The sequence below is a fragment of the Flexivirga sp. YIM B11880 genome (assembly GCF_058148645.1).
Window position 1 is genome coordinate 1 of sequence record NZ_JBMAMH010000004.1, and the last position, 15,237, is coordinate 15,237.

Genomic DNA, 15,237 nt, shown 5'->3' on the forward strand with positions numbered 1-15,237 from the left:
CAATGGTGCCCACAACTCGCGACCGTCGCGACTTACGTACGGCGCGGGCCGGAATGGTGCCCACAACTCGCGACCGTCGCGACTTACACCCCAAGACGGCGCGAGCCCGGCCGCACCTCAGAGGGTGGGGCCGGGCTCGATTCAGCGGACTCAGGCGTTGTCGGTGGTCTCGACCTTCGCCTCGACCTTGGCCTCGACCGGCAGGGTCGGCGCGGGAGCGGCGGCGGTCTTCGCCGGCGTCGCCTTCTTCGCGGCGGCCTTGGCCGGAGCCGTCTTGGCAGTGGCCTTCTTGGCCGGGGCGGTCTTCTTCGTGGCGGCCTTCTTGGCGGCCGGCTTGGCGGCGGAGGTCTTCTTCGCAGCCTTCTTCGCGACAGCCTTGCGGCTCGGGCGCTTGGCGGCACCCTGCTTGGCGGCCGCGCTGCGGACGACGGTCTCCGCCTCGGACTCGACGGCGTCGGCGCCCTGGCCGGCGAGACCGGCGAGCCGCTCGACACCCTTCGCGGCCTCCTTGCGCGCGTCGATGACGGCGGCGAAGGTGCTGTCACTCGCCTCACGGGCGGCTTCGCGGGCAGCGGCCACGGCGGAGATGCCCTGGACGGTGGCCTCGCGGGTCAGCTCGACCCCGCGCTCGGCGAACTCGAGGTAGCTCTGCACGAACTCTTCGTAGGCGCGCTGCACATTGTCGGAAACCAGCCCATACTGCTCAGTGGCGAGCGCCGGCAACGCCGCAATCTGCTCGCGAACCTCGTTGACAGTGCTCAGGATCCGCTCCTGCACCTGCTCCGGGCTGAACTCGTCGCGGAGGTTCGCGGCATTGTCGGCGGCGGTGTCGAAGGAGCTGCGGACGGTCTCCAGTGCGACGTCGGCGGCGCCGAGGAACGCGTAGAACGGAGAACGCTCCAGGATGGTCTTGGTGGTGGGCATGGTGTTGCCTTTCTATTGGGGTACGGGTGGTTTCGGTCGCTCGGCTGCGGTCGTCGGGTCAGTCACCGACATACGAGTCGTAGACGTCGAGCAATGCCTTGCGCTGTTTGTCGGTGAGCCGGGGATCGGTCTTGATCGCCAGCCGTGTGTCGAGCGGCGCGTTGTCGTCGGGCAGCGCGTCGAGGATGCCGGCGTGGACGTAGAGCTGTTCGGCCGAGATGGCCAGGCCCTTCGCGATCGCCTGCAGGATCTCGGCACTCGGCCGCTTGAGGCCGCGCTCGATCTGCGAGAGATAGGGATTGGAGATCCCGGCGCGCTCAGCCACCTGCCGCAAGGACAGCTGTGCCTGTTGGCGCTGCTCCTTGAGGTAGCTGCCCAGATCGCTCACCGGGTTCGGACTCATGAGTCCATTGTGCTAACCGTAGTTAGCAAATTGCAAGCTGGAGCAAGCGTGAGGCGAGTCACACACTCTACGGCGAAACGATCACCGTCTGCGCTGCCGCGACGTCGCCGGCGAGCAGCTGTATGTCGGCGGGCGTGTTCCGCTTGACCACGGCCAGCGCGATCGGGCCGTCGTCCACGTGTCGGGCGACCGTGGTGATCCGGCCGACCGGTCGCTCCCCCGGCGCGACGACCAGCTCGGCGCCCTCGGCAGGCAGCACGTGCCCGGAGCCGTCGAGGTGCAGGAAGACCAGGCGGCGCGGCGGCCGTCCGAGGTTGTGCACGCGTGCGATCGTCTCCTGGCCGCGGTAGCAGCCCTTGTGCAGGTGCACGGCGGTGCGCAGCCAGTCCAGCTCGTGCGCGATGGTGCGGTGGTCGGTCTCCTTGCCGAGGCGTGGCCGCCACGCGTTCACCCGCTCGGCCTCGGCCGCCCAACTGCCGGCGACATGCCGGTCACCCACCTCGGCGACGAGCTGCCCACGAGGCACGATGAGTTCGCGCCAGGCGCGTCCGGTGGCCGGGTGCGGATCGGCGTGGGCATACAGCGCGGTGTCGGATCCGACCGTCGGCCACGGATCGCGCCAGGCGATGACGCCGCGCTCCTCCTGCTCGGCCGGCAGCGACTCGCTGCCGATCGGTTCGCCGAGCACGGCATACGACTCGGTGACGTCGGCGACCTCGACCCGCAGCATGAACCGCATGGAGTTGAGCCACTCGACGAGCGCCGGCGCGGTGCCGGGCTCGACGGTGATCCAGGTGGTCTCGCCGTCGTCGACCAGGTGCAGGTCGTGCTCGATGTGCCCGTGCGGGCTGAGCACCAGCGACTCCGTCGAGGTGTATGGCGCCAGGTCGGTCAGTGCCTGGGTGGTCATCGAGTGCAACCAGCTGAGCCGGTCGGGACCGGCGACCGTGACCACCCCGCGGTGGGACAAATCCACCACCGCCAGGCCCTGCTCGAGCAGCCGCTGCTCGCGCATCGGGTCCCCGTAGTGAGCGGCCACGCCGGCGTCCAGACCGTCGGCCGGGACCGCGCCGGAGCGAGTGAGCAGGGGACTCTCCACGGATGCCGTCGTCACCGTTCCAGGGTACGACCGGCGGAATCTCCGCGGCCTCCGCAGTGCGTCACCTTAGACTCGGCGCCATGACCGGGGACGACGGGGACAACCAGCCGCACGACATCGACGCGCAGACCGGGGCGGATTCGCGCTCGGTAGACGTGGACACGGCGCCGGAATCCGGGACGCCGGCGACCGCCGGCTACGCGGGAGCTCGCAACGGCGACCGAGGCCGCCGCCCGAAGAAGAAGGCCGGCTGGCTCAAGGTCACCCTGCTGACGCTGCTCACGATGCTCCTGATCGTCGTGCTGGCGTTCGTCGGCTTCGCGCTCTACCTCAACCATGTGCTGAGCGCCAACATCAAACACGGCGCACCACTGCCGACCGCATCCATGAAACCCGCCGCGGATGCCGGAAGTTCCGAGAACATTCTGCTCATCGGCAGCGACACCCGATCCGATTCGGTCAAGAACAACCGGGAAAACGCGCGGTCCGACGTCATACAACTCGTGCACATCAGCGCCGACGACAAGTCCGTGCAGGTCATCCACTTCCCGCGTGACCTCTACGTCTCGATCCCCGGCCACGGCAAGAACAAGATCAACGCGGCATTCTCGTACGGCGGTCCGGCTCTTCTCGCCCAGACGCTGTCCGACCTCCTCGGCGGGGTGACGATCAACCGCTACGCGATCATCGACTTCAAGGGTTTCGCCGACCTGACCGACGACCTCGGCGGCGTGAACGTCTATGTGGCGCAACCGTTCACCGAGCCGGGCTTCGGCACCTTCCACAAGGGCTACAACACGATGAACGGCGCGCAGGCGCTCGGTTTCGTCCGGGAGCGGCACCAGCTGGCCGAGGGCGACATCGACCGCGGCCGCGACCAGCAGGCGTGGATCGCCGCGGTGGTGCACAAGACCCTGTCAGCCGGCACGCTGCTCAATCCCCTCAAGCTGACCAGCACCGTCGACGACCTCACCAAATACACCGAGGTCGACGCGAACACGTCGGCCGGGGACATCCGTGGCCTCGCCTGGAGCCTGCGCAATCTGCGCTCGGGCGACGTCACCTACTACACCGCCCCGTTCACCGGCTTCGCCAACAACCCGGTGGCCGGCTCGATCGACGTGGTCAACGTCCCGCAGATGAAGAAGCTGGGCCAGGCGCTCTACCACGACAAGATGGCCGACTACAGCTACGGCAGGAACGCCATCCGCTGAGTCCGGTGCAACGGGACGGGCCCATCGACCGACCGTTGGCCCTTCGGCACCTCCACCGCCCCAGCAGCCCTGGTTACGATCGAGACGTGCCCATCGAACTCGACACGTCCATGCACCCCGATCTCGCACCCCTGGCCTGGCTGCTCGGACAGTGGGAGGGCACCGGCGTCGCCGGCTATCCCGACCTGCCGACGGTCAACTTCGCGCAGGAGATCAGCTGCACCCACGACGGTCGCCCGTTCCTGCGCTGGGAGGCGCGCAGCTGGGTGCTCGACGAGGACGGCAACCGAGGTGAGCCGTTCGAGACCGAGCTGGGCTTCTGGCGGCCGCTCCCCGACAACGAGGTCGAGCTGGTGCTGTCGCACCCCACCGGCGTGACCGAGCTCTACTACGGCAAGACCGAGCCGGCCAGGGCGGAGCTGCGCACCGACGGCGTGCTGCGCAGCCCGGTCGCGCGGGAGTACTCCGCGGCACATCGGCTCTACGGCTATGTGCAGGGCGGCCTGATGTGGGCGACCGACATGGCGGCGCTCGGGCAGCCGCTGCAGTCCTATGCCTCCGCCCAGCTGCAGCGTGCCGCCGGCCCGGTCTTCGGCGAGCTCGACCTGCCCAGCGGCAACACGGAGATCAGCGGCAGCTCTGAGTGACGGCGGTCTCGCATGCGCCGCTCGACGTCCGCCGACCGCTGGGCGCTCGACCGACGGGCCTTGGGGCGGGCGCTGCCAAGCATCAACTCCACGGGTGGAGCGCACCTACCCGGCGCTGAGCGCTCAATCCAATCGAGGCCGCCCGGCCGACTCCCCGGGTGCCTTGTGTGTGCGGATCAGCTCGGCGGCCACGTCAGACAGCTTGGTGTTGGAGTCCTGGCTCATTCGGGTCAGGACCAGGAAGGCCCGGTCAGCGGAGAGCGGGTATCGCTCCATCAAGATTCCCTTGGCCTGGCCGATCACGTCGCGACTGAGCAGCGCCTGACGCATCTGGTCGTGAGCGCGTGAGCCCGCGAACGCGATCGCTGCGTGGGTCGCGAACAGCAGCCCGATGTGCTCGGACTCGTCGGTGAAGGCGTTCACTTGCGACGAGAAGAGGTTGAGGACCCCCAGGTTGTCGTCCTCGAGGTAGAGCTGGAACGCGAGCATGCTGCGAACGCCTGCCGCCGCGGCGCGGGGCGCGAACGCCGGCCATCGGTCGCTCGCCGCGCGCAGGTCGTTGACCCGCACCGTCTGCTCCTCGTATGCCGCATCGAGGCACGGGCCTTCGCCCGTCTGCGTCTGGATGGCATCGACCAACTCGGGCAGCGGACCGGTCGGAAACTGCGACTGCGCTACCTTTCGCGCCAGAATCACGCTGATCGATGCCTGCTGCGTTCCGGGGATGAGGTTGACCGCGGCCGAGACGAGGTACGTGAGCGTGGCGGGCGTGTCCTGCTCCCGGTGGAATTCACGGGCCAACTCGCCGAGTCGACGCGCCAACGCATCATCACCGGTGGCCGATCCGGTGTCTTCACTGGACGGTTGGCCCTGAGGGCTGGCATGTCGTTGTCGTTCGGTGTCCACTGCAACTGCCCTTTCATCAGCTCAGTCGATCTAACCGACATTCGGGCTGGGCAAACGCTGCACCAGCAACTGCTCAGCGGTTGAGGAGCCACTGGGCGGCGTAGGCGAAGACGCCTGACACCAGCACCGCGGCGATGCCGTAGCTGAGCCGGCTGGCCGGGTCCGAGTTGTCCAGTTGGCGCAGCGCCCGCCGGATCGCGGTGCCGACAAGACCGGCGACGAGCCCGGTCAGGAGCAGGACGTTCCACGAGCCGCCCGTCGTGGCGCCGACGAGCAGCCCGAGCGCCACACCGAGGAGCAGGCTGACCGGCAGCGACCACTCGTATTCGTGCGTGTGCGGCAGCAGCGTGTCCGCGATCAGACCGAGCGCAGGTGTGCCGATGGCGACCGCGACGGCCGCATCACCCAGGTCGTATGGCGCGGCGCCCGCGCTGAACATGCCGCTCGCGAGCACCACCAGCCCGAGCGCGCAACCGGCGAGCGACAGCGTCAGGGACTTCCGGCCGTCGGTGCGGATCAGCTCGTGGAGGAACGCCAGCACGAGCCCGATCGCCAGCACCACGCTGATGGCCTGCATCCCGTCGGCATCGCCGGAGAAGACGACCACCACCGCCATACCGATGGCCGTCGCAGCGAGCACCAGGCTGGTGCCGGTCGGGCGCGGCAGATCGAGGAGCAGCGGCCAGCCCCAGGAGAACGCCAGGCCCGCCGCGAGCACGGCGTATGCCGCGACGTCGTGACCGGCATACGCGCCGAGGACGACGAGGAGCGCGGCGATCACCCCGCCGACGACCGGCAGCGAGGTCAGCGTCGGGCGTGCGGGCGGCTCGGCCGGTGAGACGGTGGACACGACCGGCATCCTCCCATCACCCTCCGGCAAACGGCGGCAACACCTCCACAACCGAACCGGCCGGCAGGGCGACGGCACCGTCGACGCGGCGCCCGTCGAGCAGGAACGACGCCAGCCGCAGCACCGGCTCGAGCGCGGGGTGAGCCTGCAGCGCTGCCGTGCGCAACTGGTCGAGGTCGCCTGCGGCGAGCGTCTCCTCGTGGATGCCGGCGGCGGCCTGGGCGGCCGCCCAATAGCGGACCGTCACGTCGTGCATCGTTCCTCCAAGCTGGTGGCCATGAGCGCTGATCGAGTAGGCCGGAGCGCCAGCGCAGGCCGTATCGAGACCAGCTCAACCTTCTTGGTCAGTATTCTTGCAAACCATGGCTCGCCTGTTGCTGCTGACCGACGCGCCCGGCGCGAGCGTGGAGGTCTTGCCGGCGCTCGGGTTGCTGAGCCATCGGGTGCGGATCTTGACGCCGGAGCCGTCCGCGCTCGTCGATCCGCCCGAGTGCGATCTGGTCCTGCTGGATGCTCGCCGTGACCTCGCCGGGGCGCGTGGGCTGAGTCGGGTGCTCCGCACCAGCGGCCTGTCAGTGCCGCTCATTGCGATCTTCACCGAGGGCGGTCTTGCGGCGCTCACGGGCGAGTGGCAGGTCGATGACGTGATCCTGGACAGCGCCGGTCCCGCGGAGGTGGAGGCGCGGCTGCGGTATGCCGTCAGGCGCCTCCCCGAGGCGCAGGCCGAAGAGCCGACCCAGATCACGGCTGGTGGACTGGTCATCGATGAGGATGCATACGCTGCGCGCATTCATGGCGAGTTACTCGACCTCACCTACAAGGAGTTCGAACTGCTGAAACACCTTGCGGCACACCCGGGTCGAGTGTTTACCCGAGCGCAATTGCTTCAAGAGGTCTGGGGCTACGACTATTTTGGCGGCACCCGCACGGTCGACGTCCATGTGCGGCGATTGCGCGCGAAACTCGGCCCGGAGCATGAGTCGCTGATCGGCACGATCCGCAACGTCGGCTATCGCTTCGTCGGAGTGGCCAACGCGCAGCGCTCGGACGCCGACTCACTGGTCGACTGACGCGTCAACGAGGTAGCGCCGGAAGCAGTCCGGCGGCCGCGAAACCGGTCAATTACGGTTGCGCGGCAGGCAAATTCGTCTGCATGGCTGCTCTCGGGGCTCGACGCGTGCGGGACGGCGATGACACCATGACCACCGGCCACAGCGCCGATCGTGAGCAATCCCAACGTCATTGGGCACCTCCGCGACTGGAGCCGGTCCGGCACGCAGTGCATCGTCAGACACGTCGGGAATGCTCAATGTGCCACCCGGCGGCAATCAGCGGCCGCCTGCAGCGGACATTGCCAAGCGCGCATACCACACTGACGACGCCGCTGCCTAATTTTTTCGGAGGTCATCAGGGCTCAAATTTTCTTGACCAAAATTTTAGATTGGTCTCGACTTTTCTTTACCTGCGCGTTACTGTTCAACACGTTCGGACCACACAAGACAAACGCAAGTTTCTTACGCGTACGTAACTTAAGGTTCTCAGGGCTACACAAGCGGACCGAGCGTCTTCAGCGAGTCCCCGCCGATGGCGGGCTCTCGATTTATCTACACCGCTCCATCGATACACCACACCCTTTTTTCACCAACCCGTCCAGGGGGGCACAGTCCTGCCGCCCAGAAGGAGATTTCCCATGTCTCAGGCACTCATCCGTCTGCAGCAGCACGTCGTCGACGCCGTCCAGGGCAAGAAGGAGCGCGGCGCCACCATGGTGGAATACGGCTTGATCGTCGCCCTCATTGCCGTGGTCGTGGCGGTCGCCGCCACAACGCTCGGCAGCCAGATCGCCGCCCTCTTCACCAGCGTCGGCAGCAGTATCTGACGATCCAGCTGTCTTGCCGGGGTCGGTTCCGCTCAGGTGGATACGGCCCCGGCATGGGAATCGTTCGAGGACGTCATCGTGGTCAACGCATTCAACGCGCTGTGCAGATGCCTTTCCCGACAGCGTGCTTCTCGGGAGGATTCAGGGGCGACGATGGCCGAATACGCCATCCTCCTCGCTCTCATCGCCCTTGTCGCATACACCGCAGTGCAGGCCTTCGGAACCTCAGTGCGCTCGCTTTTCGTCGTCTTCCCGCTCTGATCGAGTTTGTCCGCTCAGCATCTGCGGGACGCGAGCAGACACCATCCATTGTTTTTCAACCTCCGAGGGGAGGCGCCATGCGAGCTGCCCGGCCCGCCGCACACCGTGAACGCGGTGCATCGCTCGTCGAGTTCGCGCTCGTGCTGCCGCTCTTCCTGCTCCTCGTCGGCGGCATGGTCGATTTCGGCCGTGCCTTCTACACCGAGGTCATGTTGACCAATGCGGCTCGCGAGGGCGCCCGGTCGGCGATGTATTCCGGCACCGCCGCAAACACCTCCGCCCGCGCGATCACGGCCGCAGGTAATGACTCCACGTTGACCGTCACCGTGACCAGCCCGTGCCCGGCATCACCGGGACCGACTCCGTCATCCGTCACCGTCACGGTCACGAAGGCGAAGTTCCAGTGGGAGCTGTTGGGCCCCGCACTGAGCCTCATTCCAGGGGCGAGCAACACACTCCCGACGAGCCTTTCCGGGAAGGCGACAATGCAATGCGGCGGCTGATTCGACTACTCGCCGGCCGCCGGCCGGACGGTGAACGCGGCGCCATTGCGGTCCTCACCGCGACGCTGGTGATGTTCGTCGCCATCGGGATGCTCGCCCTCACGGTCGACCTCGGCAACGTCACCTACAACCGGGCCGAACTGCAGAACGGTGCCGATGCGACATCACTCGCACTCGCAGCGGCCTGCGCGCAGCCCTCGACGGGACAACCGTGCGGCGTCACGTCCGCGCTCACGACCTTGGCACAGCGGAACGCCAACGTGACGGACCAGTCGATGAGCGTCCTCACGGACAACCGGACCTGCATCGCGAACTACAAAGGTGCGACCAGCTTGCTGCCGTGCCCCAACAGCCCGGCAACGGCGTCGGCCACGAATCTGAGCACCTGCCAACCCTGGCCGCTCAGCGTCGACCCGAGCAAGGTGTCGTATGTCGAGGTGACCACCCAGACACTCATGAAGGACGGCACCAACGTGCTGCCGTTCCACTTCGCCCAGCTGCTCAGCGGCGCAGGGAAGGGATCCACGTCGCGAACCTGCTCGCGCACGGCCTGGGGGCCGGCCGGGAGCACGGGATCCACATTCCCGCTCACCATGGGCATGTGCGACTGGACCAACGCGACGGCTTCCGGGACGAAATACGCGCCCGCCCCGCCATACACGCCCGGACCGAGCCTCAGCACGCCAGCGCCGGCCGTGCCGGCCAATGTGCAGGCCTACACCGTCGGCATCTTCTCCCACGCCACTTCCTCCAACACGTGCTCCGCGCTCCCGAACGGTGGCTTCGCCTACCTCACTCCGGGCTCCACCTGTGTTGTCTCGATCCCTTCCAACGGCTGGATCTACAGCGACACCGGCGCCTCCGTCCCGAAGAACGGCTGCCCGAACATCTTGCAGAACTACCTCGGCACGGTCGTTTCGATCCCGATCTTCGACCAATTCATCGGAACCGGTTCCAACGGCCAATACCACATCGCCGGTATCGCCTCGTTCTACCTGGCCGGCTGGGACAACATCCCGGCGGTCAACCCCGGCAAGACCACCTCCGTGTACACCGAACCCAGCTCGGTCTGCACCGGCACGTGCAACGGCTCGACGACGTACCTCTGGGGCTGGTTCACCACCTCCCTCCAAAAGATCCCCAACGGCACCATCGACCCCTCGGGCAACGACCTGGGCAATCACGTCGTCGTTCCCGCCGGCTGAAACAGAAAGCGCCTACCCATGAAACGCAGAGTCACCGCGGTCGTCCTCGCGCTCGTCTTGGCCGTCGTCGGCTTCGGGCTCGTCTTCAGCTACGTGCACGGCGCAGACGCACGGGCGGTCGAATCACAGCATCCGGTGACTGCCTTCATCGTCAAGAAGCTCGTTCCGGCCGGCACCTCGTTGGAGCAGGCAAAGACTCAGGGCCTGATCGCCGTCACGAAGGTGACGGCCAGCGGCCGGCCAGCCGGCGCGTTGACCACGGTCGATGCGACCAACAGCGGTTTGATCGCAACAACCGACATCCAACCCGGTGAGTTCGTGATGACCGCCCGCTTCGGCACCAAGCCCGTGGGCGAACAGGCCATCGGGGTGCCGGACGGGATGGTCGCGATCTCGGTGCAGCTCACCGCCCCCGGGCGAGTCGCCAACTTCATCACGCCCGGCTCACACATCGCGATCTTCGCGACGCACGGCATCAAGTCCCTCGGCACGAGCGACGCCGACAAGAATTTCAACGGCCTCAACTTCACCGGGACCAACGTCCTACTGCCCGACGCCGAAGTCATCGCCTTCGGCAGCACTCCACTGCAGAACCCGAGCGACAACAGCACTTCGTCGGGCAAAGGCAATTCGAGCACCACCTCGAGCACGAACGACTCTGCCTACCTGGTCACCGTCGCGGTGCGCCCGGCGGACTCGACAAGACTGGTGCACGCAACGAGCGTCTACACCCTCTACGCCGGCCTGCTCGGCTCCGGCACCAAGGTCAACCCCCAGGGTGAGACGGATGACGGCAACACCTTCGGCGGCAGGTCGCTCATGCATGGATCAGTCGGAGCGGGGTCCTGATGACCATCCTGTTGGATTCCGCCCCGGGAGCACTCGACACCTTCCGGATCGCGCTCGGAGATGACGTCACCGTGGTCGCGCACTCGGCGGCCGTTCCGCGTGAGATCAACGCAAACGGTCACCACTTGGTGGTGATCGGACCGGAAGTCCCCGTCGAGAGCGCTTACGAGCTCGCCGAACAGCTGCGGGTGGAAAGCCCTGGCGCGGGGGTCGTGTTGTTGCGCCATCGCCTCGAGGTGGCCGTTCTCGCGCAAGCCCTGCGCAGTGGGGTGCGCGATGTGGTCCAGGTCGATGACCAGGGCGCGCTCGTCGAGGCCGTCCGGCGGAGTGAGTCGCTGAGCTCGCAACTCGGCGCTGTGGCGGGCGAGCGGAGCGCTGCGGGGCATGTCGTCACCGTCTTCTCCGCGAAGGGAGGCGTCGGCAAGACGACCATCGCGGTCAACACGGCTGCCTACCTGGGAACTTCGGGCGCAAAGACATTGCTGGTCGACCTGGACCTCATGTTCGGAGATGTCGGCATCTGCCTTCAACTGCCACCGACAACGTCGATCATGGATCTCGTCGCCATGACCGGTCATCTCGACGCCCAAGGGCTTCGCTCCGTTGTCGAGACGCACGAGCCGACAGGCGTGGATGTCCTGGTTGCCCCGCATGACCCGGCAGATGCCGACCGCGTGCCCGCGGACCTGGTGAGCGAGCTGATTCGCATCGCGCGGACGCAGTACGACTACGTCGTCCTCGACATGCCGCCGTCGATGCCGGAGCACGTGCTGGGCGCCTTCGACCTGAGCGATCTGCTCGTGCTGGTGTCGACTCTCGACATCCCGGCGATCAAGAACCTGCGGCTCGCGATCAACACCCTGGATGTGCTCGGCGCACCCCAACAGAACCGGCTGTTGGTTCTCAATCGAGCTGACCTGAAGGTCGGCCTCTCGGCCAAGGACGTCGAGGCCGCGCTGGACTACCCGGTCAGCGTGGGACTGCCCAACACGCTGAGTGTGCCGGCGGCCGCCAACCGCGGCGTGGTACTCGCGGTCGACGATGCGAAGGATTCGTTCGCGGCGGCGCTGCGGGAGTTCATCGACTACAAGGTGCGGCCGCACTTCGGCGAAGGCGCCACACGCGCCAGCGGCCGCCGCAGTCACCGGCTGAGGAGGAACAAATGACCAATCTCGCAGCCCGCATCGACCTAGCGAGGCAGGCGCAGGGCGGTGCGCCGCCTGTTCCGGCGCCGGTTGCCGGCGCAAAACACCGCCGTGCCCGAGACGCCTTCGCCCCGGTGAAGGACCGCGTCCACCAGGCGCTGGTGGAGCAACTCGGCCCGCGGCTCTACGACCCGAACCTGCCCGAAGCCGAGCTCGCGGTCCAGGTGCGGACGATGCTGCAGACGGTCATCGACGCCGAACAGACCCCGCTGTCGCACGCCGACCGGACTCGCATTGCACAGGACATCTCGGACGACATCCTCGGGCACGGGCCGCTCGAGCCGTACCTCCGCGACCCGGACATCACCGAGATCATGGTCAACGGGCCGTCGGACATCTACGTCGAGCGCAACGGCAAGATCCAGTCGACCGACGCGAGCTTCGGCGACGACGCACACCTGCGCCGGACCATCGACAAGATCGTCGCCCGCGTCGGCCGTCGGGTCGACGAGTCCAGTCCCATGGTCGACGCGCGGCTGCCCGACGGCTCCCGTGTGAACGCCGTCGTCGCGCCGATCGCGCTGGACGGTTCGATCCTGACGATCCGCAAGTTCGCCGCGGACCCGTTCACCGACAGGGACCTGATCGGCTTCGGCACCATGACCGAGACGGTCCGAGACTTCCTGCGCATGTGTGTTCTCGGCCGCCGCAATATCGTCATCTCCGGGGGTACCGGTTCCGGCAAGACCACCACGCTCAACGTCCTGAGTGGGTTCGTGCCCGAGGACGAGCGGATCGTCACCATCGAGGATGCCGCGGAGCTGCAGTTGCACCAGGACCACGTGCTGCGGATGGAGGCGAGACCACCCAACATCGAGGGCAGAGGCCAGGTCGCGATCCGCGAATTGGTCCGCAACTCGCTGCGTATGCGGCCTGATCGCATCATCGTCGGCGAGGTGCGCGACGGCGCAGCGCTGGACATGCTCCAGGCAATGAACACCGGCCATGACGGATCGCTGACCACCGTCCACGCCAACACCCCGCGCGACTCGCTCTCCCGTATGGAGACGATGGTGTTGATGGCGGGCGTCGACCTGCCGGTCCGCGCCATCCGGGAGCAGGTCTCCAGTGCGGTCGACCTCATCGTGCAACAGACCCGACTCAAGGACGGCAGCCGCCGCATCGTGGCAGTCACCGAAGTCGTCGGCATGGAGTCCGGCATCATCACGTTGCAGGACCTCTTCACCTTCGACTATTCCGCCGGCCGCGATGAAATGGGCCGCTTTCGTGGGCGACTCGTGCCGACGGGGATACGCCCGAAATTGGTCGAGCAGCTGGCAGATCATGGCATCGAGGTACCAGTCATGTTCTTCGCGCCGGTCGCGTCGTGAAGAATCTGTGGCGGGTGCTACTGGTCACGCTGCTCACCGTCGGAGCAACGATCGGCTGGATCGCCCCATCCCGCGCGGACAGCACTCCGACCGTGACGATCGGTGACCTGAAGCCGGTGAACGACAGCTATCAGGGCGTACTGACCTTTCGGGCGCAACAAGTCGTGCAGCCCGACCCGCGGTCGGTGACCGCCACGGTCGACGGCAAGCCGGTGCCCCTCGCCGTCGAGGGCACGACGCACCTACGGCGCACCGCCCTGCTGGTGATCGACACCAGCGGCTCCATGGGTAGCAGCGGCATGCAGACCGTGCGTCAGGCAACCGCCGTCTATCTGAAGGAAGTGCCCTCCGACGTGCGGATCGGCGTTCTGCGCTTCGCGTCCACGCCCGACGTCGTGCTGCAGCCGACCACGGACCGCGGTGCCGTGCAGAAGGCGGTCGATGCTCTGCGTCCGGGCGGCAACACTTCGCTGTATGCCGCGGTGCAGAAAACGATCCGGGTGCTCGGCACGGGAGGAGACCGCAGCATCGTGCTGCTGAGCGACGGGGCGGACACGGAGAGCAAGCGAGCCGCGCAAGACCTGGCGGCCGATGCCGCAGCACTGCACGCACTGGGCATCCGAGTGGACGTCGTCCGCTTCAAGAACCGCGACAACGGCGCGGAGCGCGCTCTTGCCAGATTTGCGGCGGCAGGGGGTGGATCGGACGTATTGGCCAACGACAGTGCGGGGGTGGCCGCTGCATTCCGGGCGTCGGCCCAAGCCCTCAACTCCCAGGCGCAGTTCACCCTTCGGCCCTCGACGGCCCTCGAGGGCAGCCATCGACTGGCCATCAGCGGAACCGCCGCAGGACGGCCTTTTGCAATCTCGCAGCAAATCGACTTCGGGTCACGCCCGCGGGGCAGCGCTTCGCCAGCAGCCACGCCTGCGGCGCCGGCGCCGAAACCAAGTCCGGTCGCTTCAGTACACACAACGGACGTCACGTCCTGGACGCTGTGGGTCGGCGGGACTCTGCTCGCGTTGGGCCTCTTCCTCTTCACCTACATGCTGGTGACGCCGTCGCAAACCTCGCAGCGAGAGCGACGCATCGCGACCATCCAGTCCTATCTGGAGGCCGCTTCTCACCGCGGCAAGGCCGTGCAGGAGCGCGGCCCGTCCGCTCTCCGCGAGACGCTGGTCGGCATCGGCGAGCGCGTCATGAACAAACGTGGCGTGGAGTCCAAAACCATCCAATTGATCCAGCGTGCCGACCTTCCCCTCCGCGCCGGCGAATGGCTCGTCCTTCGGGTGCTGGCGATCCTGATCCTCGCGTTCGTCGGTGCCGCTCTCCTTGGTGATGCCGCGCTAGTCGGTCTCGTCCTCGGCGCCGTCATCGGTTTCGCGCTGCCAGCAGCCGTCTTGCGCTTCAAGGCATCCCGGCGGACCGCGGCGTTCGAGAAGCAATTGCCCCAGGTGCTCACGCTCGTCGCAACCAGTTTGCGCAGTGGCTTCGGACTGCCGCAGGCGTTGGAGGCAGTGACCCGCGATGCCGCGGAGCCGGCGGGCAAGGAACTCTCGCGGGCGCTGGCGCAGGTTCAAATCGGATCCGACCTCTCCGACGCGCTCGACGAGGTGTCGACCCGGATGGGTACCGAATCGCTGCACATGGCGGTGATGGCGATCCGGATCCAGCGACAGGTCGGCGGCAACCTCGCAGAGACACTCGACACCACCGGGCACACGCTGCGCGAGCGTGAGGCGCTGCGCGGCCAAGTGGCGGCGTTGTCCGCTGAGGGACGCCTGTCAGCGGCGATCCTCATCGCGCTACCCATCTGTCTCTTCCTCTACATGACCCTCGTCAACTACGACTACATCAAGTTGTTGTGGACGACTGGCGCTGGAGTAGTGATGCTCATCGGCACCTGCGTGCTGATGGGCATCGGCACCATCTGGATGCGCAAGACCGTGCAGATCGAGGTGTGA

General features: G+C 67.0%; 16 protein-coding genes. 10 read left to right on the plus strand and 6 right to left on the minus strand.

Annotated features, from left to right (window positions below):
• Positions 1–150: 150 nt before the first annotated feature.
• From ACN8HC_RS07580 to ygfZ, 3 genes are all read right to left on the minus strand, one after another.
• The gene (locus tag ACN8HC_RS07580) at positions 151–924 is read right to left on the minus strand and encodes a hypothetical protein (protein WP_490074219.1); all 774 of its coding nucleotides are present in this window, start codon (positions 922–924) and stop codon (positions 151–153) included.
• 58 nt (positions 925–982) lie between these two features.
• Positions 983–1,327: a helix-turn-helix domain-containing protein gene (locus tag ACN8HC_RS07585; RefSeq protein ID WP_490074220.1), complete on the minus strand. Its 345-nt coding sequence runs from the start codon at positions 1,325–1,327 to the stop codon at positions 983–985.
• A 67-nt stretch (positions 1,328–1,394) separates the two neighbouring features.
• The gene (gene ygfZ, locus ACN8HC_RS07590) at positions 1,395–2,441 is read right to left on the minus strand and encodes a CAF17-like 4Fe-4S cluster assembly/insertion protein YgfZ (RefSeq protein ID WP_490074221.1); all 1,047 of its coding nucleotides are present in this window, start codon (positions 2,439–2,441) and stop codon (positions 1,395–1,397) included.
• Between the two features lie 65 nt (positions 2,442–2,506).
• Here ygfZ and ACN8HC_RS07595 point away from each other — a divergent pair, with 65 nt between their 5' ends.
• Together ACN8HC_RS07595 and ACN8HC_RS07600 are read left to right on the plus strand one after the other, a co-directional pair.
• Positions 2,507–3,640 carry an LCP family protein gene (locus ACN8HC_RS07595; RefSeq protein ID WP_490074222.1) on the plus strand — a complete coding sequence of 378 codons (1,134 nt, stop codon included), beginning with the start codon at positions 2,507–2,509 and terminating at the stop codon, positions 3,638–3,640.
• Between the two features lie 86 nt (positions 3,641–3,726).
• Positions 3,727–4,287 carry a heme-binding beta-barrel domain-containing protein gene (locus ACN8HC_RS07600; protein ID WP_490074223.1) on the plus strand — a complete coding sequence of 187 codons (561 nt, stop codon included), beginning with the start codon at positions 3,727–3,729 and terminating at the stop codon, positions 4,285–4,287.
• 123 nt (positions 4,288–4,410) lie between these two features.
• On the opposite strand, the gene ACN8HC_RS07605 is transcribed toward ACN8HC_RS07600, so the two are convergent.
• The 3 genes from ACN8HC_RS07605 to ACN8HC_RS07615 form a co-directional block, all read right to left on the minus strand.
• Positions 4,411–5,109 (minus strand): GAF and ANTAR domain-containing protein, encoded by a 699-nt coding sequence (locus tag ACN8HC_RS07605; protein ID WP_490074224.1) that lies wholly within the window; start codon positions 5,107–5,109, stop codon positions 4,411–4,413.
• Between the two features lie 157 nt (positions 5,110–5,266).
• Complete coding sequence (locus ACN8HC_RS07610; RefSeq protein WP_490074225.1) at positions 5,267–6,043, minus strand: hypothetical protein; 777 nt, start codon at positions 6,041–6,043, stop codon at positions 5,267–5,269.
• Between the two features lie 16 nt (positions 6,044–6,059).
• On the minus strand, positions 6,060–6,299 hold the full coding sequence (locus ACN8HC_RS07615; RefSeq protein ID WP_490074226.1) for a MoaD/ThiS family protein: 240 nt from the start codon (positions 6,297–6,299) through the stop codon (positions 6,060–6,062).
• A gap of 106 nt (positions 6,300–6,405) precedes the next feature.
• Here ACN8HC_RS07615 and ACN8HC_RS07620 point away from each other — a divergent pair, with 106 nt between their 5' ends.
• From ACN8HC_RS07620 to ACN8HC_RS07655, 8 genes are all read left to right on the plus strand, one after another.
• Complete coding sequence (locus tag ACN8HC_RS07620; RefSeq protein WP_490074227.1) at positions 6,406–7,113, plus strand: winged helix-turn-helix transcriptional regulator; 708 nt, start codon at positions 6,406–6,408, stop codon at positions 7,111–7,113.
• A 620-nt stretch (positions 7,114–7,733) separates the two neighbouring features.
• Positions 7,734–7,922: a Flp family type IVb pilin gene (locus ACN8HC_RS07625; protein ID WP_490074228.1), complete on the plus strand. Its 189-nt coding sequence runs from the start codon at positions 7,734–7,736 to the stop codon at positions 7,920–7,922.
• A 338-nt stretch (positions 7,923–8,260) separates the two neighbouring features.
• A complete protein-coding gene (locus ACN8HC_RS07630; RefSeq protein ID WP_490074229.1) occupies positions 8,261–8,686 on the plus strand; it encodes a TadE/TadG family type IV pilus assembly protein in 426 nt (141 codons plus the stop codon).
• A complete protein-coding gene (locus ACN8HC_RS07635; protein ID WP_490074230.1) occupies positions 8,674–9,891 on the plus strand; it encodes a pilus assembly protein TadG-related protein in 1,218 nt (405 codons plus the stop codon). The genes ACN8HC_RS07630 and ACN8HC_RS07635 overlap by 13 nt, the downstream gene beginning before the upstream one ends.
• Before the next feature lie 18 nt (positions 9,892–9,909).
• Positions 9,910–10,740: a Flp pilus assembly protein CpaB gene (gene cpaB, locus ACN8HC_RS07640; RefSeq protein ID WP_490074231.1), complete on the plus strand. Its 831-nt coding sequence runs from the start codon at positions 9,910–9,912 to the stop codon at positions 10,738–10,740.
• Positions 10,740–11,906: a CpaE/TadZ family protein gene (locus ACN8HC_RS07645; RefSeq protein ID WP_490074232.1), complete on the plus strand. Its 1,167-nt coding sequence runs from the start codon at positions 10,740–10,742 to the stop codon at positions 11,904–11,906. The genes cpaB and ACN8HC_RS07645 overlap by 1 nt, the downstream gene beginning before the upstream one ends.
• Positions 11,903–13,276: a TadA family conjugal transfer-associated ATPase gene (locus tag ACN8HC_RS07650; protein WP_490074233.1), complete on the plus strand. Its 1,374-nt coding sequence runs from the start codon at positions 11,903–11,905 to the stop codon at positions 13,274–13,276. The genes ACN8HC_RS07645 and ACN8HC_RS07650 overlap by 4 nt, the downstream gene beginning before the upstream one ends.
• Positions 13,273–15,237: a type II secretion system F family protein gene (locus ACN8HC_RS07655; protein WP_490074234.1), complete on the plus strand. Its 1,965-nt coding sequence runs from the start codon at positions 13,273–13,275 to the stop codon at positions 15,235–15,237. Before ACN8HC_RS07650 ends, ACN8HC_RS07655 begins: the two co-directional genes overlap by 4 nt.